The sequence below is a fragment of the Mesorhizobium sp. M0030 genome (assembly GCF_040323695.1).
GTDB lineage: Bacteria > Pseudomonadota > Alphaproteobacteria > Rhizobiales > Rhizobiaceae > Mesorhizobium.
The window spans coordinates 43,124-61,557 of sequence record NZ_JAMYVE010000022.1 but is presented as its reverse complement, the minus strand read 5'-3'; the positions used below and the strand labels follow the sequence as shown (position 1 = coordinate 61,557).

Genomic DNA, 18,434 nt, shown 5'->3' with positions numbered 1-18,434 from the left:
CACACCCCCTAACCCCCCACCCCCCGGGGTCTCGGGGGGGGGTTTTTGTTAAAAACACCCCCCCCCCCCCCCGCCTCGTTGCCCCCCACACCTCTCCCCCGATCGACGGGGGAGAGGAAAGCGCCAGTTCGCCGACCTTGATGCGTTCATCTCTCCCGGAGGCCGTGAAGTGACTATCTGCTGGAAATCCTGCAAAACTTTGCGCCTAATTGCGCGCCGCTCCCCAACATCGACAAGAAATTTCGCCGACATATCTGCATCTTGCGGTCGCCTGCCGGCCGTGACGCCGTATGGGTTGCGGCGCCCCATGAATTGGCGCTGTGCCGGGCGCGCGGATGTGCAAATATCACCGCAGCAAATGGGAGGACCATGGTCATGACCGATGCTGGGATGTTGCGGTTTCATGTGCCGGAGCCGGAAGTGCGGCCGGGCGGAACGCCCGACTTCTCCAACGTGCCTATCCCCAAGGCGGGCTCGGTGCCGCGACCGGACATCGATGTCGATCCGCGCACCATCCGCGACATGGCGTTTTCGATCATCCGCGTGCTCAACCGCACCGGTGAGGCGGTCGGGCCGTGGGCCGGGCTGCTCACCGACGAGGAGCTGCTCGAGGGGTTGCGCCACATGATGACGCTGCGCAGCTTCGATGCGCGCATGCAGATGGCGCAGCGCCAGGGCAAGACTTCGTTCTACATGCAGCATCTGGGCGAAGAGGCGGTGAGCTGCGCTTTCCGCAAGGCGCTGATGCCGGGCGACATGAATTTCCCGACCTATCGGCAAGCCGGCCTGCTCATAGCCGACGGCTATCCGATGGTCACGATGATGAACCAGATCTATTCCAACGAGGCCGATCCGCTCAAAGGGCGGCAGCTGCCGATCATGTATTCGTCGAAGGAGCACGGCTTCTTCTCGATCTCCGGCAATCTGGCGACGCAATACATCCAGGCGGTCGGCTGGGCGATGGCTTCCGCTATCAGCAACGATTCGAAAATCGCGGCGGCGTGGATCGGCGACGGCTCGACGGCCGAATCCGATTTCCATTCCGCACTGGTGTTCGCCTCAACCTACAAGGCGCCGGTCATCCTCAACGTCGTCAACAACCAGTGGGCGATCTCGACGTTTCAAGGCATTGCGCGTGGCGGCTCCGGCACCTTTGCCGCGCGCGGCCTCGGCTTCGGCATTCCGGCGCTGCGCGTCGACGGCAATGATTATCTCGCCGTGCATGCCGTGGCCAAATGGGCGGCGGAGCGGGCGCGGCAGAATCTCGGGCCGACGCTGATCGAATATGTCACCTACCGTGCCGGCGCGCATTCGAGCTCGGACGATCCGTCGGCCTATCGGCCGAAGACGGAATCCGACGCCTGGCCGCTCGGCGATCCGGTGATGCGGCTGAAGAACCATCTGATCCAACGCGGCGTCTGGTCGGACGAGCGTCACGCCCAGGCCGAAGCGGAAATCCTCGAGACGGTGATCGCGGCGCAGAAGGAAGCTGAAGGCCACGGCACGCTGCATGCCGGCGGCAAGCCGTCGACGCGCGAGATGTTCGAGGGCGTGTTTGCCGAGATGCCGCCGCATCTCAGGCGCCAGCGCCAGCAGGCGGGAGTCTGACCATGCCGAGACGGACCATGATCGAGGCGATCCGCGACGCCATGGACGTGTCGATGGCGCGCGACGAACGCGTCATCGTCTATGGCGAGGATGTCGGCTTCTTCGGGGGTGTCTTCCGCTGCACGGCAGGCCTGCAAGCGAAGTACGGCAAGACCCGCTGCTTCGATGCGCCGATCAACGAATCCGGCATTGTCGGCTCCGCCATCGGCATGGCCGCCTATGGGCTGAAGCCATGCGTGGAAATTCAGTTTGCCGACTACATGTACCCGGCTTACGACCAGCTGACGCAGGAAGCAGCACGCCTGCGCTACCGCTCGAACGGCGATTTCACCTGTCCGATCGTGGTCCGCATGCCGACCGGCGGCGGCATCTTTGGCGGCCAGACGCACAGCCAGAGCCCGGAAGCGCTGTTCACCCATGTGTCGGGGCTGAAGACGGTGGTGCCGTCCAATCCTCATGATGCCAAGGGGCTGCTGATCGCGGCGATCGAGGATCCCGATCCGGTGATTTTTCTGGAGCCGAAGCGGCTCTATAACGGACCGTTCGATGGCCATCACGACCGACCGGTGACGCCATGGTCGAAGCATGAACTGGGCGAGGTCGCCGACGGCCATTACACGGTGCCGCTCGGCAAGGCGGCGATCCGCCGGGCGGGCTCGGCCGTCACCGTGCTCGCCTACGGCACCATGGTCTATGTCGCGCAGGCGGCCGTGGAAGAAACCGGCATCGATGCCGAGATCATCGATTTGCGGACCCTGCTGCCGCTCGATCTCGACGCGATAGTCGCTTCGGTGAAGAAGACCGGACGCTGCGTCGTCGTGCACGAGGCGACACTGACCTCCGGCTTCGGCGCCGAGCTGTCGGCGCTGGTGCAGGAAAATTGTTTCTACCATCTGGAAGCGCCGGTGGCGCGCGTCACCGGTTGGGACACGCCCTACCCGCATGCGCAGGAATGGGATTATTTCCCGGGGCCGGCCCGTGTCGGCCGCGCGCTTCTCGAAACCATGGGAGCCTAGGGATGGGCGAACACATCATCAAGCTGCCGGATGTCGGTGAAGGCGTCGCCGAGGCCGAACTTGTGGAGTGGCACGTCAAGGTCGGCGACCTCGTGCGCGAGGACTCGGTGCTTGCCGCCGTGATGACCGACAAGGCGACGGTGGAAATACCTTCGCCGGTCGATGGCGAGATTCTGTGGCTGGGCGCCGAGATCGGCGACACGGTGGCGATCGGCTCGCCGATCGTGCGGCTGAAGGTGGCGGGTGAAGGCAATGTGAAGGATGCGCTGCCGGGCGAGGCCAGCGCCAAGAGCACCCCCACCCCTGCCGAGGCGAGCCACGGGTCTCGCCCGTCCTCCGGACCCCCACAAGAGGGAGGCGTTTCGGCCACGAAATCCGACGCCAAGTCGCCACCACCTGCACCAGCAGCCAACAGCGCACGGGCAGCTGAGACTGAATCCCCCTCCCCCTTGTGGGGAGGGGCCAGGGGCGGGGGTACTGCGCCGACATCTAAAGGTGCGGCACCCTCCGGCGCGCCGCGCCCGGAGGGCGAAAAGCCCCTGGCGTCGCCCGCCATCCGGCTCAGGGCGAAGGAGGCGGGGATCGATCTGCGCCAGGTGTCGGGTACCGGCCCTGCCGGCCGCATCAGCCACGAAGATATCGAGGCCTTTCTCGCGCGCGGGCCGCAGGTGGCGAAGGCGTCGGGTCTGGCGCGCAATGACAGCGTCGAGGATATCAAGGTCATCGGTCTCAGGCGCAAGATCGCCGAAAAAATGTCGCTGGCGAAGTCACGCATCCCGCACATCACCTATGTCGAGGAGATCGACGTCACAGCACTTGAGGAGTTGCGCGCGGCGCTCAACAAGGAAAAGCGCAAGGGTGTGGAGAGGCCGAAGCTGACGCTGCTGCCGTTCCTGATGCGGGCGATGGTCAAGGCGATTGCCGACCAGCCCAACATCAACGCGCTGTTCGACGACGAGGCCGGCATCATCCATCAGCATGGCGGCGTCCATATCGGCATTGCCGCGCAGACGCCGTCGGGCCTGGTGGTGCCGGTGGTCAAGCACGCCGAGGCGCGCGACCTCTGGGATTGCGCGGCCGAGCTCAACCGCCTGGCCGAAGCGGCGAAGTCCGGCACGGCCAGCCGCGACGAGCTGTCGGGATCGACCATCACCATCACCTCGCTCGGCGCCATGGGCGGCGTGGCGACGACGCCGGTCATCAATCATCCTGAGGTGGCGATCGTCGGCGTCAACAAGATGATGGTGCGGCCGGTCTGGGACGGCACCCAGTTCATCCCGCGCAAGATGATGAACCTGTCGTCGAGCTTCGACCACCGGGTGGTCGACGGCTGGGACGCGGCGGTGTTTGTGCAGCGCATCAAGGCGCTGATTGAGACGCCAGCGCTGATATTTGTGGATTGAGGGGCGGAACGACCGAGATGACGGCGGGACAGCGCCTCCCTCTGCCTTACCAGGCATCTCCCCCACAAGGGGGGAGATTGGACGTCACGCAGGGTTTCGCCAATCTCCATCGTTGCAGGAATGAGCGAAGCGAAGAAGCTGCTGATCTCCCCCCTCGTGGAGATGTCCGGCAGGACAGAGGGGGGCGCGAAGGATCGCGACGGAACATTCCCTCGCATCAAAGGGTCACGCCATGAAAGAAATCTCCTGCAAGCTGCTGGTCATCGGCGCCGGGCCCGGCGGCTACGTCTGCGCTATCCGTGCCGGCCAGCTCGGCATCGATACGGTGATCGTTGAAGCCGGCAAACCGGGCGGCACCTGTCTCAATGTCGGCTGCATCCCGTCCAAGGCGATGATCCATGCGGCGGAAGAGTTCGAGAAGGTCGCGCATATGGCCGGCGGCAGCAGTCCGCTCGGCATCTCGGTAGCAGCGCCCGTGCTCGATCTCGGCAAGACGGTTGCGTGGAAGGACGGCATTGTTAGCCGGCTGACCGGGGGCGTTGCCGGGCTACTGAAGAAGGCCAAGGTCAAGACCGTCTATGGCTGGGCGACGTTCCGCGACGGCAAGACCGTCGCGGTCGAGACCGAGACCGGCACCCAGATCATCCGCGCCGAAACGGTTGTGATCGCCACCGGCTCGGCGACGGTGGAACTGCCGTTCCTGCCGTTCGGCGGCCCGGTGATTTCATCCACAGAAGCGCTGGCTCTCGGCGAGGTGCCGAAAAAGCTCGCCGTGGTCGGCGGCGGCTATATCGGGCTGGAACTCGGCATGGCGTTCGCCAAAATGGGCGCCGCGGTGACCGTGGTCGAGGCGCTGCCGCGCGTGCTGGCGCAGTATGATGCGGAACTGACCCGGCCGGTGGTGAAACGGCTGGCCCAGCTCGGCGTCGAGGTGATGCTTGGCGCCAAGGCCAAGGGGGTCAAGGGCGACGCGCTGCTGGTCGAGACCGCGGACGGCAAGAGCACCAAAATCGCGGCAGACAAGATCCTGGTCACGGTCGGCCGCAAGCCGGTGACGGAGGGCTGGGGCCTCGATCAGATCGATCTCGACATGGCCGGCAAGTTCATCAAGATCGACGACCAGTGCCGCACCTCGATGCGCGGCATCTATGCCATTGGCGACGTCACCGGCGAGCCGATGCTGGCGCACCGGGCGATGGCGCAAGGCGAAATGGTGGCCGAGATCGTCGCCGGCCACAAGCGCAGCTGGGACAAGCGCTCGATCCCGGCCGTCTGCTTCACCGATCCGGAGCTGGTGACGGCAGGGCTAACGCCGGAGGAGGCGAAGGCTTCAGGCGAAATCAAGATCGGCCAGTTCCCCTTCGCCGCCAACGGCCGGGCGATGACGAAACTCGGCGAGGACGGGTTTGTTCGTGTTGTCGCCCGCGCGGACAACCATCTGGTGCTGGGCATCCAGGCGGTCGGGCAAGGCGTGTCGGAACTGGCGGCGGCGTTCGGCCTGGCGCTGGAAATGGGCGCGCGGCTGGAGGATATCGCCGGGACCATCCATGCGCATCCGACGCAAGGCGAAGGCTTCCAGGAAGCGGCGCTGAAGGCGCTGGGCCACGCGCTGCATATTTGAAGTGCGCTTACCCTCCCCCTTGTGGGGAGGGTCGATCGCGGAGCGGAGCAGGGTGGGGGTCCTCGCCGACCGTCGGCGCTCACCCCCACCCCGTCTCGCCATCTCCGCTTCGCTCCGATTGCGCGCCGACCCTCCCCACAAGGGGGAGGGTGAAGTAGCTCAGCTCGCCAGCCGGCTCACCATCTCGTGCTGCGCATAAGCGCGCCCAAAACGATTGGCGAGAAACGCATCCAGCGCGATGTCTTCCTGCTTGACGAAACCGGTCGCCGGCAAGGTGCCGTCGGCCAGCATGTCGAGCACGGCGCAGATGCCGGAGGCGGTGGTGATCTGGATTGCGCTGCGCACCTGGCTGCCGATGCGCTGCGAATAGATCTTGTTGGCGTAGGTTTCCTGCAGCAGGCGGCCATTGCGGCGGCCCGAGACGGTGACGAAGACGATGACCACGTCCTGCAGCGTTGCCGGCAGGGCGCTCTCGAAGATGTCCTTCAGCACGTCGCGGCGGTGGCGCAGGCCGAGATCGTTGAGCAGCGCCTTCATGATCGCCGCGTGGCCGGGATAGCGGATGGTGCGGTAGTTCAGCGTGCGCACCTTGCCCTTCAGCGTCTCGGCCAGCGTGCCGAGACCGCCGGAGGTGTTGAAGGCCTCATAGGTGACGCCGTCGAGCGAGAACTCTTCGCGCTCCTCCAGCGGCGGCACCTCGATCAGCTCGCCCTCGACGATCGCCTCGCAGGGTTCGCAATATTCGTTGATGACGCCGTCGGTGCTCCAGGTCAGATTGTAGTTCAGCGCATTGGACGGGTATTGCGGCAGCGCGCCGACGCGCATGCGAACGCTTTCCAGCGTGTCGAAGCGGCTGGCGAGATCGTTGGCGACGATCGAGATGAAGCCCGGCGCCAGGCCGCATTGCGGAATGAAGGCGCTGTTGCCCGACTTGGCCAGCTCCTTGACGCGGCGGGTCGAGACGACATCCTCGGTCAAATCGAGATAGTGCACGCCGGTGGCGGCGGCCGCTTCGGCGATGCGCGTGGTCAAATGGAAGGGGGCGGCGCTCAGCACGGCGAAGGCGCCGGCAAGGGCGGCCTCGAGTGCGCCCGGCGCTGCGATATCGAGCTCCAGCCCCTCGACGCCGGCGGGAAGTTCGGCCGCGGCAAGCTGCGCCGCCGCGCGGTCGATAACGGTGACGTGGTAGTCGCCGCTGTCGGCGAGCATGCCTGCAATGGTGGAGCCGATCTTGCCGGCGCCGACGACGATGATTTTCTTCATGACCTTGCCCCTCGTGAAAACTCTTTGGCCCAGACCGCCGCGCGGTGGACGCGATGCCTTCAAGAATCGCAGCTTGCCTGTCGAAAGGAAGCGTGGGATCGTTCGAAATGAACCCTGCAATTGAACGATACGCCGACGAGGTTCGTCGAAATGCTCAGTGACGCCGAACAAAAACTGCTTTCCCTGCTGCGCGCCAATGCCCGCGCGTCGACCACTGAGCTGGCGCGCCAGCTCGGCGTTTCGCGCACGACGGTGCAGTGCCGGATCGAGCGGCTGGAACAGCGCGGCATCATCACCGGCTATGGCGTGCGGATGGCGCCGGACTACGAGCAGGGGCTTGTGCGGGCGCATGTGCTGCTCACCGTCACGCCCAAGCTCGCCGACAAGGTGGTGCGGGCGCTGCAGGCGCTGCCGCCGGTACGGACGCTGCACTCGGTGAGCGGCAATTTCGACATGATCGTCATCGTCGACGCGCCGTCGATCAGGGATCTGGATGCGTTGCTGGACGAGATCGGGGCGATGGACGGGGTCGAGCGGACGTCGTCGTCGATTATTTTGTCGACACGGATCGATCGGTAGGTGGAACGCATGAGCCGCTAATCTCCCCCGCAAGGGGGGAGATCAGCCTTCGCCTTGGCTTTCGCCAACCTCCAAATCTGAGCTTGCTCCCTAAGCCCGCCGCCTTTCCGGCCCGCTATCCAGCCACGCCACATCCTCCGCCGACAGCTTGATATCCAGCGCCTTCAAACTGTCCTCCAACTCGTCCAGCGTGCGCGGGCCGATCAACGGCACCGACGGAAAAGGCTGCGCCAGCACATAGGCGAGCGCGATGTGGATCGGACTTTTGCCCAGGCGCTGCGCCAGCTCGATGGCGCGGTCGCGGCGGCCGAAATTTTTCTCGGAATACCAGACCCGCACCAGCTCCTCATTGTCCTGCTTGTCGCGGCCGGCGCGGTCGGTGAAGAAGCCGCGGCCCTGGCTCGACCAGGCGAAGTTGGGCATCTGCCTTTTCGTCAGCCAGGATTTCCAGTCGTCGGTGGACGAGGTGATGCAGCCGGCCCAGATCGGCTCCAGCATCTCGGCCAGCGAGAAATTGTTGGAGAGCACGCCGGGCTTCTGCTTGCCGGTGCGCTCGGCATAGGCAATCGCCTCGTCCATGCGCGCCATCGTCCAGTTCGAGCCGCCGAACGGGCCACGGATGCGGCCGGCCTTGACCTCGGCGTCCATCGCATCGACGAATTCGCCGACCGGCACATCGGGGTTGTCGCGGTGCATGAAATAGAGGTCGACATGGTCGGTCTGCAGCCGGTCCAACGACTGGGCGAGCTGCTTGCCGATGACATCGGGATAACAGAGCGGCGAGTGCGCGCCCTTGGCGATGATCACCGACTGCTCGCGCACGCCGCGATTCCTGAGCCACTGGCCAAGCAGCGTTTCGGTGTAGCCGGCGCCGTAGACATAGCCGGTGTCGAACAGATTGCCGCCGGCCTCGAAGAAGGCGTCGAGCAGGATTGCGCCCGACGAGAAGGTGCGGAAATCCTCGAAGCCGAGCGCCACCACGGAGGCCGGCTTCGACAGGCCCGGAATCTTGCGCTTGCCGATGGCGGTGCCGCCGGTGCGCAGCGGGCGGCCCGAAAGGGTGTTGGTTCGCTTAGCCGGCTTTTCGATTTCATATTCGAGCCCTACGGCAGCGCGCCATTTGTCGAGCACACGCAGCGTGCCGAGACTGTCGGCCCAGCCCATGCCCGGCCAGGCGAATTCCTGTTTGCCGGCCAGGATCGCCTCGCCGGCGGCGTCGACCTCAAAGGAATAGAGATGGCGGGTTTCGTTGAGGCTGATGGTCTCGCGCGTGTCGTCGGCGAGAATTACATCGATCCGGCCAGGGCCGCCATCGCGGTTGCCGCCGCCGGCGAACCAGAAATCCGGCACCTCGATGCGGCCCTTGGTGCCGAGGATGCGCAGGACATTGTCCTGTTTGAGCGAGATGCTGCAGGATACCTCGGCAACGATTCCACCGGGAAAATGCAGCAGCGCCGAGGCCCATTCGTCGACGCCGGACTTGCCGAGATGGGCGGTGCCGACAACCTTGTCCGGCTCGGCGAAGGGTTTGCCTGTGGCAGCGCCCGCGATCAGCCGCACCATGGAGACGGGATAGCCGCCGACGTCGAGAATGCCGCCACCGGCGAGATCGTTGGCGTAGAGCCGGTGCTCGGGCATGAAGCCCGGCATGGCGAAGCCGAAGCTCGACTTGATCAGCCTGACATCGCCAATGACGCCCGACTGGATCACCTCGACCAGCTTCGCCGTCTGCGGGTGCAGGCGGTACATGAAGGCTTCGCCGAGGAAGGTGCCGGCCTTGCGCGCGGCATGGATCATGGCGTCGGCCTCGAAGGCGGTCAGCGCCAGCGGCTTTTCGCACAGCACATGCTTGCCGGCTTCCGCCGCCTTGATTCCCCATTCGGCATGGCCGGGATGCGGGATGGCGATATAGACGGCGTCGACCTCGGGGTCGGCGAGCAGCGCGTCGTAACCGTCGAGGATGCGGGCGCCGGGAAACGTCTCGGCCAGGCCTGCCTTGCCGGGATTGCGGGCGCCGAGCGCCACGATCGTGCCGGTGCGCGAGCCTGCCACGCCGCGGGCGAACGCTTTGGCGATGTCGCCGGGCCCAAGTATCCCCCAGCGGAGGGGCGCGGTTGCAGTCATGATCATTCTCCTTGCAAGGCTGGAAGCGCTCAGCGCAGCCGCTGGCCGTCTTCATCGAACAGATAGGATTTGCGGATGGACACGGTGATCTCCTGGGTGTCGGGGACCTTTGCCGCGTCGCGCTGGATCACCAGGTCTTCGCCATGGGCGGTCCTGGCATAGATGAAGCTGGTGCCGCCGAGATGCTCGACCACGTCGATGCCGACGGTGAGGTCGGCTTCGCCTTCGCCGCCATTGCCGAAATGTTCGGGCCGCACGCCGACAATGACCTTGGCTCCTGTTTCTGGCACGGCGCCGGTCAACGGTTGCATAATGCGGGTCTTTTCCTCGCCCGCCAGCTCGACGGTGACGCTGCTCGTGTTGCGCCCGACGACGCGGCCCTTGATGAAATTCATCTTCGGCGAGCCTACAAAGCCGGCGACGAACTGGTTGTCGGGATTGTGGTAGAGATCGAGCGGCCGGCCGATCTGCTCGACATGGCCACCGCGCAGCACGACGATCCGGTCGGCCAGCGTCATCGCTTCGGTCTGGTCGTGGGTGACATAGATCATCGTCGTACCGAGCTCCTTGTGCAGGCGCGAGATCTCGACCCGCATCTGGACGCGCAGCTCGGCGTCGAGATTGCTCAACGGCTCGTCGAACAGGAAGACTTGCGGTTCGCGCACGATGGCGCGGCCGATGGCAACGCGCTGGCGCTGGCCGCCGGACAATTGCCTCGGCCGCCGCGCCATCAACTCTGTGATGCGCAGGATTTCGGAGGCCCGCTTCACCCGCCGCTCGGTGTCCTCCTTGGGGTTGCCGGTCATCCTGAGGCCAAAGCTCAGATTCTGCTCCACGCTCATGTGCGGGTAGAGCGCGTAGGACTGGAACACCATGGCGATGCCGCGCTCGGCCGGCTCGACATCGTTCATCACCTTGCCGCCAATGGCGATCTCGCCGCCGCTGATATCCTCCAGCCCGGCGATCATCCTGAGCAGCGTCGATTTTCCACAACCCGACGGGCCGACAAAGACGACGAACTCGCCATCGGCGATATCGATGTTGGCGCCATGGATGATCTCATAGACACCGAAGCGTTTTACGACATTGGTGAGGGTGACTGCCGCCATATCGCTGTTGTCCCTACTTGACGGCACCGGCGGCGATGCCGGCGATGAAATGGCGCTGCAGCAGCACGAAGACGACCAGCATCGGTACGGTCAGCATGACGGCGCCGGCCATGATGCCGCCCCATGAGACCTTGGTCAGGCCGATCAGCGTGCCGAGCGCCACAGGGGCCGTCATCGCGCCGGGCTGGCTGTTGATCAAAAGCGGCCAGAGATAATTGTTCCACGAGGCGAGGAACAGGATGATGGCGAGCGCCGCCAGCATCGGCCGCGCCAGCGGCAAAGCGACGAACAGGAAGATACGCCATTCCTTGACGCCCTCGACACGTGCCGCGTCGAAAAGGTCGGCCGGCATCATCGAGAAAGCCTGGCGCATGAACAGCACGCCCAGCGAATTGAACAAGGGTGGCACGATCAGCGCAATCCAGGTGTTGGCGAGCTGGAAGTCGCGCGCCACCATGATGAATTGCGGGATCAGCACCACCGCATAGGGCAGCGTGATGGTGCCGAGGATGATCGCCACCACCGCGCCCTTGCCGAAGAACTGATAGCGGGCGAGCGCCCAGCCGGCCATCGAGGTCAGCAGCACCGAGAAGAAGGTGTAGGTCACCGCCACCGCCACCGAAATGCCGATAGCGCCGACGAAATTGGTGTCGCGCTGCAGGTTGTTGAAATTGTCGACGAAATTGCCGTGCGGCAGAAGCTCGATGCCGGGGCTGAAAATGCCGTTGTCGGGCATGGTCGAAAACACCACCATCATCCACAGCGGAAACAGCCAGATCACCGCCAGCGGTGTCAGGACCAGATGCAGCAGGACGCTGCGGCCGAGCCGGCGTTGCGACAGCGAACTCATTTCGGCTCCCCTCTCATTTCGGCTCTCGTGTCAGCCACAGCTGCACCAGCGTGATGGCGATTGCCAGCCCCGCCATGGTGTAGGCGACGGCCGAGGCGTAGCCGAAATTGAGCGAGCGAAAACCCTGGCGGTAGAGCAGCAGGCCAAGCGTCTCGGTGCCGCCGCCGGGGCCGCCGCGCTCCGTGATCAGGAACGGCTCGGTGAACAGCTGCATCGTGCCGATGATCGACAGCACGGCGCAAAACACGATGACCGGCTTGAGCAGCGGCAGCGTTATGTAGAAGAACTGCTTGAGCTTGCTGACGCGGTCGAGCGTCGCTGCTTCATAGACGTCCTCGGGGATCGACTGCAGGCCGGCGAGCAGGATGATGGCGTTGTAGCCGGCCCAGCGCCAGGTTACCGCGATCATGATCAGCGCCATGGCCGGTGTGACGTTGGAGAACCAGTCGATCTTGGCCAGGCCGACGCCGGCGAGGAGCTTGTTGATGATGCCGAAATCCAGGTTGAACATCAGCCGGAACACGGCGGAATAGGCGACCTCGCCGACCACCACCGGAGCGAAGAAGGCAAAGCGGTAGAGGCCACGTGCTTTCAGCAGCGGCGAGTTCAGCAGCACCGCCATGATGATCGCCAGCGAGATCATCACCGGCACCTGGATGACGAGGATGAGCAGCGTGTTCTTCAGCGCGTTGAAGAAAGCGGGGTCGCCGATCAGGCGGCCCCAGTTGAACGTCGGCGCAAAGCGCCAGGGCACCGTGCGCGTCGCCTGGAAGGAAATCATGAACGAGGAGATGATCGGCCACACCCAGAAGATGGCAAAGATCAGAAGGTAGGGCGTAAGGAAGCGATAGGCCGTGGCGTTCTGGTAGCGCATGGTTTCCTCCTCCTTCCTCTTTCCCGGTTGATATCCGGCGTGTTGTTAGCCGGCGGACGCCGCCGGCAATTGGCGAACTGTTGGGCGAGAGCGTCCCTTTCCCCGCCACTATACGGGGAGAGGATGCCGGCAGGCAGGTGAGGGGCAGCGCCAACAGTCCGGCAAATTGCCCTATATCTGGCCCGCCAGCATCACCGCCTTGGTCACTTGATCGGCAGTCCCGTCGCCGAAGCGATCTGGCTGGCGGCGTCGTCGAGGGCGGCCTTGGCATCGGGATAGCCGCCGCCGAGATATTTGGTCTGCACGGCGCGCATGATGATTTCGGCGTCGCTCTGGAACGGCGTGCCGCGGCTCGGCACCACCTTGGGCAGCGTGGCGAGAATGTCCTTCCACACTGCCTGGCCGCCCCAATAGGGCAGGCCCTGCGAGACGTAGGGGTCGTCGAGGGCCGAGATCAGTGACGGCACCAGGCCGAAATCCCTGAGCATGGTGATCTGGCCTTCATTGGTCTCGAGCGTGTATTTCAGATAGGCGTAGGCGGCCTCCTTGTTCTTCGAGGCTGAGGTGATGGCGAGCGACGAGCCTCCGAGATTGGCGGCGCGCGGGCCGTCGGCGGTCAGGCTCGGCATCAGATAGACACCCCATTTGCCGTTTTCGCCGGCGGATTCGGTGCGGATGGTGCCCTCATACCAGCCGCCATAGACCTGGGTGGCGACGGTGCCGGCGGTGTTGTTGGTGATCTTGGTGCCCCAGTCGGCCGACGAGATGATGCCGGCGTCCTTCATGTCCTTGATCTTGGCCAGCGTGTCGACGCATTTCGGCTGGTTGACGGTGATCGACTGCCCATCGGCGGCGAAATAGCCGCAGCCCTGTTCGTTGGAAATCATGCGGAAGAATTCGGTGTCGCCGTTGAAATCGGCATTGGTCATGGTGACGCCGGGATTGGCGGCCTGGACCTTCTTGCCGGCGGCGATGAAATCGTCCCAGGTCTTGATCGAGGCCGGATCGACGCCGGCCTTCTCGTAGAAGTCGCGGCGGTAGAAGGCGGCTACCGGGCCGGAATCCCACGGCATGGCATAGGCCTTGTCGCCGACCTCCAGTTCGGTGCGCTTGAAGTCCGGGAATTTCTTCTGGTCGTCGGCGGTGTAGCCCAGCGTGTGCAAATCGACGAAGCAATCGGGGAACTGGCTCCAGTAGTTCTCGGCCTCGCCGTTTTCGATCGAGACGATATCGGGCAGGCCGACGCCGCCGGCCGCACAGCCGGCGATCGACTTGTCATAGGTCGGCTGGTTGCCGAGATCCTGAACGGTGACCTTGACGTCGGGATACTGTTTGTTGAAGCCGGCCACCGTAGCCTTCAGCGACGAAGCGGCGATATTCCAGCTCCAGATCGTAATTTCGCCGGACTGCGCCAAAGCCGGGGCTGAGCCCAGGCCAAGCGCCAGCGCGGCACAGATCAGTGTCGTGCGCATTGAAATCCTCCCATTTCATTTGCTCTCTCTTCGCGAGCATGGCTAGACTAGGCGGCGCGGAAGGCTTGTCCCTGACAACGGGAATAAAAGATGGGCGGAAAGTAAGATGCCGGAACGGCCGTTTTACCAGCCTGGCGCCAGCAGCGTCGAAGGCCTGCCGATGGCTTTGCAGATGTTTCACAACCATCCGCTGGTGATGCTGAAGCCGCACTGGCATGCCCAGGTCGAGGTCAATTTCATCGTCCGCGGCAGCGTGCATTACCGCATGAACGAGCACGAGATCTCGCTGTCGGCCGGCGACATGTGCCTGTTCTGGGGCGGGCTGCCGCACCAGATGGACGATCTCTCCGACGACGCCATCTATGCCGGCGCGCATCTGCCGCTGGTGCATTTCTTCCGCCTGCATCTGCCGACGGATGTCCGCCACAGGCTGATGACCGGCGCCACGCTGGTGACATCGGCGACCGACCAGGCCGACCATCACAATTTCGAGCGCTGGAACCGCTATTTCCGCTCGGGCGATGCGGCGATAACCGAGCACGCCGTGAACGAGCTGCTGCTGCGGTTGGAGCGGGTGCGCTTCGAGCCCTACCGGCTGGTGCCGGAAACCGCCATCGGCCAGGAACCCGGCGGCCCGTTCGACCAGCAATCGCTGCGCAATGTCGGTCGCATGTGCGACTTCATCGCCGAGAATTTCCTCTACGACATAGACTGCGTCGACATCGCGGCGGCGGCCGACATCCATCCCAAATACGCCATGAGCATTTTCAAGAAATCGACCGGCATGACGCTCAACGAATATATGAATCTGCTGCGGCTGAGCTACGCGCAGGCGCTGCTGATGCATGAAGACGCCAATGTGCTGCGCGTCGCCATGGATTCAGGCTTCGGCTCGCTCAGCGCCTTCAACAAATCCTTCCGCAAGCTGGCAGGGATGTCGCCCTCGGATTTTCGCCGGGGTGCGGTGGGCCGATAGGTTCAACGATCATCTTGATCAACCCGCAGCCGTTCCGGGTGGAACATGTGCAAGGCTAATCGCGACCGCCTTTGTCGGATGCGATCATCAACTTGGAGAAAGTTGTCAGCGACTTGGCGTTTCATGAGCGCCTTCCCCCACTCCGTCGCTGCTTCGCTCGACGGAGTGGGGTCGACCTGGCTCTGGCGTTGTCATTTCAAGCCGGGACCGGTGCCCTCCGCCCGAGGAAACCCGACAATTACCGCCAGCCCAGGCCGGCGATCCTCCAGCGCAATCGTTGCACCATGCAGGTCGGCGATGGCCCGCACAAGGCTGAGGCCCAGGCCGCTGCCGGGCGTGGTGCGGCTGGAGTCCAGCCGGTAGAGCCGCTGGAACACTTTTTCGCGCTCCTGCGCCGGGATGCCGGGGCCATTGTCGGCGACCTCAGCCAGAATGCGGTCGCCTTGCCGCCGCACCGATAGAAGGATTGCCGTGCCATCGGGGCAATGCCGCAGCGCGTTCTCAACCAGATTGGCAAACAATTGCGTCAGCAGGTCGCGGTCGCCGTGGACCAGGCATGGGGTGCCGTGGACGATCGTGGCCGACAGCGACTTGCCGTCATCCTCGGCGACACCGGCGTAGATTTCGGCAATGGCATCGATGACGCCGGTGAGGTCGAGATCGACAAAGCGCGACTTGCGGGCGCCGGCCTCGATCTGGGCAATACGCAACAGCGCATCGAAAGTATCGTTGATCTGCAGGCTTTCCCCACGTGCCTCCGCCAGCTCATCGGCAACGGCCTCACCCCGCGCGGTCCTGTCGGCCGCAGCTTCCAAAATCATCTGCAGCCGGTTGAGCGGCGTCTTCAGATCATGCGCGATGTCGGCGCTGACCTGGCGCATGCCGTCCACCAGCGCCGCCAGCCGCTCCAGCGCGGCGTTGACCTGGCGCGAGACGCCGTCAATGTCGTCGCCATTGCCGAGCAGTGGAATGCGGGCGTCGAGCCGGCCGTTGGAGACATCGTCCATGGTGGTGGCAATGCCGTCGAGGCGACGCTGCACACGCGACGCCAGCAAGGCGCCGCCAGCCACCGCCAGCCCTGAAATGATCAGGGTGGCCCAGCCGAAGCTCATCAAAACGATGCGTTCCAGCTCCTCGGTTTCGGAGAGCGAGAAGGCGATTGTCAGGCTGTTGGGCCCGACCGAACCGGTCCAGGCGCGGTACATAGTGTCCGGCGCAACGCCTGGCAGGGAAGCGGCAAAATCCGAAAAGCCATCGGGAAGGTCGGCGGCGGTGAAATTCCCGGCCAGGCGATTGCCGGCGGGATCGGTGAGCGAGAACAGCTGTTCCTTGCTCGGGCTGAGCGCGGCGTGGCTGTCGACTGCCGAAACCAGATCCTCCCGGTCGTTTCCGGCATAGGTCACCGCCACGACCGAATAGGTCTCCTTGACCGACTGGTCGAGCTGCTCGGCAAGATCCGCGCTCATCAGCTGGTAGACGATGGCGCCTGACAGGATGAAGGCGAGCACGAACAGCAAGGCGAAGGTCAGGGCCAGCCGAAACGGCGTGCTGCGCAGCAGGCGAGAGCCTGTCTCAGTCATAGTTCGTTTCAGTCATGGCAAGCTTCAGTCATGGCAAGTTTCTGTCATGCCGCGCCTCAGTCGTGAACACTGTAGCCAGTGTTGCGCACGGTGTGGATCAACGCGGTTTCGAACGGCCTGTCGATCTTGGCGCGCAGCCGGCTGATATGGGTTTCGACGACGCTGGTCTTGGGGTCGAAGTGAAAATCCCAGACCCGTTCCAGAAGCATGGTGCGGGTGATGACGCGGCCCTCGCCGCGCATCAGCACTTCGAGCAGGCTGAATTCGCGCGGCTGCAGGTCGATCGCCTGGCCCTGCCTGGTGACGCGGCGCTGGATCAGGTCCATTTCGAGGTCTGCGATGCGCAGCGTCGTCTTCAGCTCCTGCACCGCAGGGCGACGGCCGAGCGCGTTGATGCGGGCGAGCAGTTCGGAAAAGGCGAATGGCTTGACGAGATAGTCGTCGCCGCCGGCCTCGAGCCCTTCAACCCTGTCGTCGACGCCGCCGACCGAGGTCAGAAAGATCGCCGGCGTGCGCACGCCCGCCGCCCGCACCGCCTTGATCATCGACAGGCCGTCGAGGCCGGGCAGCATGCGGTCGACGACGATCACGTCATAGGCGTCGCGTGTCGCGGCAAACAGCGCGTCGCGGCCATCGCGCCTGAGGTCGCAGATATGGCCTGCCTCGCCAAGGCCCTTGACGACATAGTCGGCGGTGCGTGGGTCGTCCTCGACAAGGAGAAGTCGCATCGTTGTTCCGATCGTTGGCGATTGAGCAGTTCCCGGCTCTCGAACCTTATCCGGTTGCGACAACAGGTCGACCACCAAGCACCCAGCCTTGCGGCTTTTTCTTGGCGGCAGATCGCTCCGCTCAGCAGGTTGCTCAAAGGGACATTGACACTCGAAAGCTGCGCTCTAGCGTGCGACACATCCGGTTACGCAATCATTAGGCTAATCGAGTCAGGGGACAAGAAATGACGACGATTGCCGATGTCGCGCGCCATGCCGGAGTGTCGGTCGCAACCGTCTCGCATGTGATGAACCGCACGCGCCATGTCGAGCCTGAGACGGCCGAGCGCGTGCATTCGGCCATCGCCGCCTTGCGCTACAGCCCGAACACGCTGGCGCGCAGCCTGAGGCGCGGCGAGACCAAGACCATCGGCCTGCTGCTGCCGGACAATTCCAACCCGTTCTTCGCCGGCGTGGCGCGCCAGATCGAGGATGCCGGCTTCCTTGCCGGCTATACTGTGATCCTGTGCAACTCCGACGGCAGCGCCGAGAAGGAGGAGCGCTACCTCCAGGTGCTGATGGCCAAGCAGATCGACGGGCTGATCTTCGCCGGCTCGTCGGATCATGCGCGGGTGTTCTCCAGCCTTCTGCCCGGCGTCCCGGCGGTGCTGCTCGACCGCGAGATCCATTCGGTCAATGTCGATTCGGTGCTGGTCGATCACGATCATGGCGGCTATCTCGCCGGCCGCTATCTGGCCGGGCTCGGCCACGAGAAGATCGGCGTCATCGGCGGCCCGCGCGATTCCAGCTCCAGCCCGGCCCGCCTGCGCGGCTTCGCCAGGGCGCTGCAGGAAGCCGGCCTCGACCTGCCGCCGGCCTCGGTGGTGGATTCCGACTACCACTTCGCCGGCGGCCGCACGGCGATGGAGCGGCTGATGGCGCAGGCGCCGGGGATCACGGCGCTGTTTGCCTGCAACGATCTGATGGCCATGGGCGCGCTGACAGTGCTGCGCGGGCGCGGATTGCGGGTCCCCGGCGACATGTCGATGATCGGCTTCGACGACATACCCTATGCCGTCACCACCTGGCCGCCACTGACGACGATCGCACAGCCGGTCGAGAAGATCGGCACGCGGGCGGTCAGCCTGCTGCTCGAGCGGGTTGCCGAGCCGGCGGCGCATTCGCGCCGCGAAGTGCTCACCCCGGTGCTCGTCGAACGGGAGAGCTGCGCGCCGTTGCGCGGCTGAAGCCC

At 64.5% G+C, this 18,434-nt stretch carries 15 protein-coding genes; 7 read left to right on the top strand and 8 right to left on the bottom strand.

The window, feature by feature from the left end; genetic code table 11:
* Nucleotides 1-375 precede the first annotated feature (375 nt).
* The 4 genes from NKJ80_RS29560 to lpdA all read left to right on the top strand — a co-directional run bounded on the left by NKJ80_RS29560 (nt 376) and on the right by lpdA (nt 5,648).
* Nucleotides 376-1,608, top strand: coding sequence for a 3-methyl-2-oxobutanoate dehydrogenase (2-methylpropanoyl-transferring) subunit alpha (locus NKJ80_RS29560; RefSeq protein ID WP_023706775.1), 1,233 nt, complete (start codon nt 376-378; stop codon nt 1,606-1,608).
* Between the two features lie 2 nt (nt 1,609-1,610).
* A complete protein-coding gene (locus NKJ80_RS29555) occupies nt 1,611-2,624 on the top strand; it encodes an alpha-ketoacid dehydrogenase subunit beta (RefSeq protein ID WP_023672171.1) in 1,014 nt (337 codons plus the stop codon).
* Nucleotides 2,625-2,626: 2 nt separating this feature from the next.
* A complete protein-coding gene (locus tag NKJ80_RS29550; RefSeq protein WP_352498846.1) occupies nt 2,627-4,027 on the top strand; it encodes a dihydrolipoamide acetyltransferase family protein in 1,401 nt (466 codons plus the stop codon).
* Between the two features lie 232 nt (nt 4,028-4,259).
* The gene (gene lpdA / locus NKJ80_RS29545; RefSeq protein ID WP_352498845.1) at nt 4,260-5,648 is read left to right on the top strand and encodes a dihydrolipoyl dehydrogenase; all 1,389 of its coding nucleotides are present in this window, start codon (nt 4,260-4,262) and stop codon (nt 5,646-5,648) included.
* 159 nt (nt 5,649-5,807) lie between these two features.
* Here lpdA and NKJ80_RS29540 read toward each other — a convergent pair whose 3' ends face one another.
* The gene (locus NKJ80_RS29540) at nt 5,808-6,911 is read right to left on the bottom strand and encodes a saccharopine dehydrogenase family protein (RefSeq protein ID WP_352498844.1); all 1,104 of its coding nucleotides are present in this window, start codon (nt 6,909-6,911) and stop codon (nt 5,808-5,810) included.
* Between the two features lie 150 nt (nt 6,912-7,061).
* On the opposite strand from NKJ80_RS29540, the gene NKJ80_RS29535 reads away from it, so the two are divergent.
* The gene (locus tag NKJ80_RS29535) at nt 7,062-7,490 is read left to right on the top strand and encodes an Lrp/AsnC family transcriptional regulator (protein ID WP_352498847.1); all 429 of its coding nucleotides are present in this window, start codon (nt 7,062-7,064) and stop codon (nt 7,488-7,490) included.
* Between the two features lie 90 nt (nt 7,491-7,580).
* Here the strand turns inward: NKJ80_RS29535 and NKJ80_RS29530 are convergent, their stop codons facing one another.
* From NKJ80_RS29530 to NKJ80_RS29510, 5 genes are all read right to left on the bottom strand, one after another.
* Nucleotides 7,581-9,614 carry an aldo/keto reductase gene (locus tag NKJ80_RS29530; protein WP_023698108.1) on the bottom strand — a complete coding sequence of 678 codons (2,034 nt, stop codon included), beginning with the start codon at nt 9,612-9,614 and terminating at the stop codon, nt 7,581-7,583.
* Nucleotides 9,615-9,643: 29 nt separating this feature from the next.
* Nucleotides 9,644-10,723: an ABC transporter ATP-binding protein gene (locus NKJ80_RS29525; RefSeq protein ID WP_023715719.1), complete on the bottom strand. Its 1,080-nt coding sequence runs from the start codon at nt 10,721-10,723 to the stop codon at nt 9,644-9,646.
* Between the two features lie 13 nt (nt 10,724-10,736).
* On the bottom strand, nt 10,737-11,573 hold the full coding sequence (locus tag NKJ80_RS29520; protein WP_023672164.1) for a carbohydrate ABC transporter permease: 837 nt from the start codon (nt 11,571-11,573) through the stop codon (nt 10,737-10,739).
* A 13-nt stretch (nt 11,574-11,586) separates the two neighbouring features.
* Nucleotides 11,587-12,447 carry a carbohydrate ABC transporter permease gene (locus tag NKJ80_RS29515; protein ID WP_023672163.1) on the bottom strand — a complete coding sequence of 287 codons (861 nt, stop codon included), beginning with the start codon at nt 12,445-12,447 and terminating at the stop codon, nt 11,587-11,589.
* A gap of 203 nt (nt 12,448-12,650) precedes the next feature.
* Entirely contained in the window at nt 12,651-13,919 is a 1,269-nt protein-coding gene (locus NKJ80_RS29510) for an ABC transporter substrate-binding protein (protein WP_023726709.1), read from the bottom strand.
* Nucleotides 13,920-14,025: 106 nt separating this feature from the next.
* On the opposite strand from NKJ80_RS29510, the gene NKJ80_RS29505 reads away from it, so the two are divergent.
* Complete coding sequence (locus tag NKJ80_RS29505) at nt 14,026-14,895, top strand: helix-turn-helix domain-containing protein (protein ID WP_023672161.1); 870 nt, start codon at nt 14,026-14,028, stop codon at nt 14,893-14,895.
* 191 nt (nt 14,896-15,086) lie between these two features.
* On the opposite strand, the gene NKJ80_RS29500 is transcribed toward NKJ80_RS29505, so the two are convergent.
* Both NKJ80_RS29500 and NKJ80_RS29495 read right to left on the bottom strand, forming a co-directional pair.
* Entirely contained in the window at nt 15,087-16,475 is a 1,389-nt protein-coding gene (locus tag NKJ80_RS29500) for a HAMP domain-containing sensor histidine kinase (RefSeq protein WP_023692904.1), read from the bottom strand.
* A gap of 56 nt (nt 16,476-16,531) precedes the next feature.
* On the bottom strand, nt 16,532-17,203 hold the full coding sequence (locus NKJ80_RS29495; protein WP_023827407.1) for a winged helix-turn-helix domain-containing protein: 672 nt from the start codon (nt 17,201-17,203) through the stop codon (nt 16,532-16,534).
* A 224-nt stretch (nt 17,204-17,427) separates the two neighbouring features.
* Between NKJ80_RS29495 and NKJ80_RS29490 the strand changes: the two genes are divergently transcribed.
* Entirely contained in the window at nt 17,428-18,429 is a 1,002-nt protein-coding gene (locus NKJ80_RS29490; protein ID WP_023687616.1) for a LacI family DNA-binding transcriptional regulator, read from the top strand.
* Nucleotides 18,430-18,434 lie beyond the last annotated feature (5 nt).

What these genes read in the sequence shown, in the direction of transcription:
- NKJ80_RS29515 (WP_023672163.1), bottom strand. Translation starts at nt 12,447, where the DNA reads ATGCGCTACCAGAACGCCACGGCCTATCGCTTCCTTACGCCCTACCTT.
- NKJ80_RS29495 (WP_023827407.1), bottom strand. Translation starts at nt 17,203, where the DNA reads ATGCGACTTCTCCTTGTCGAGGACGACCCACGCACCGCCGACTATGTC.
- NKJ80_RS29560 (WP_023706775.1), top strand. Translation starts at nt 376, where the DNA reads ATGACCGATGCTGGGATGTTGCGGTTTCATGTGCCGGAGCCGGAAGTG.
- NKJ80_RS29520 (WP_023672164.1), bottom strand. Translation starts at nt 11,573, where the DNA reads ATGAGTTCGCTGTCGCAACGCCGGCTCGGCCGCAGCGTCCTGCTGCAT.
- lpdA (WP_352498845.1), top strand. Translation starts at nt 4,260, where the DNA reads ATGAAAGAAATCTCCTGCAAGCTGCTGGTCATCGGCGCCGGGCCCGGC.
- NKJ80_RS29535 (WP_352498847.1), top strand. Translation starts at nt 7,062, where the DNA reads ATGCTCAGTGACGCCGAACAAAAACTGCTTTCCCTGCTGCGCGCCAAT.
- NKJ80_RS29550 (WP_352498846.1), top strand. Translation starts at nt 2,627, where the DNA reads ATGGGCGAACACATCATCAAGCTGCCGGATGTCGGTGAAGGCGTCGCC.
- NKJ80_RS29505 (WP_023672161.1), top strand. Translation starts at nt 14,026, where the DNA reads ATGCCGGAACGGCCGTTTTACCAGCCTGGCGCCAGCAGCGTCGAAGGC.
- NKJ80_RS29490 (WP_023687616.1), top strand. Translation starts at nt 17,428, where the DNA reads ATGACGACGATTGCCGATGTCGCGCGCCATGCCGGAGTGTCGGTCGCA.
- NKJ80_RS29540 (WP_352498844.1), bottom strand. Translation starts at nt 6,911, where the DNA reads ATGAAGAAAATCATCGTCGTCGGCGCCGGCAAGATCGGCTCCACCATT.
- NKJ80_RS29555 (WP_023672171.1), top strand. Translation starts at nt 1,611, where the DNA reads ATGCCGAGACGGACCATGATCGAGGCGATCCGCGACGCCATGGACGTG.
- NKJ80_RS29525 (WP_023715719.1), bottom strand. Translation starts at nt 10,723, where the DNA reads ATGGCGGCAGTCACCCTCACCAATGTCGTAAAACGCTTCGGTGTCTAT.
- NKJ80_RS29500 (WP_023692904.1), bottom strand. Translation starts at nt 16,475, where the DNA reads ATGACTGAGACAGGCTCTCGCCTGCTGCGCAGCACGCCGTTTCGGCTG.
- NKJ80_RS29530 (WP_023698108.1), bottom strand. Translation starts at nt 9,614, where the DNA reads ATGACTGCAACCGCGCCCCTCCGCTGGGGGATACTTGGGCCCGGCGAC.
- NKJ80_RS29510 (WP_023726709.1), bottom strand. Translation starts at nt 13,919, where the DNA reads ATGCGCACGACACTGATCTGTGCCGCGCTGGCGCTTGGCCTGGGCTCA.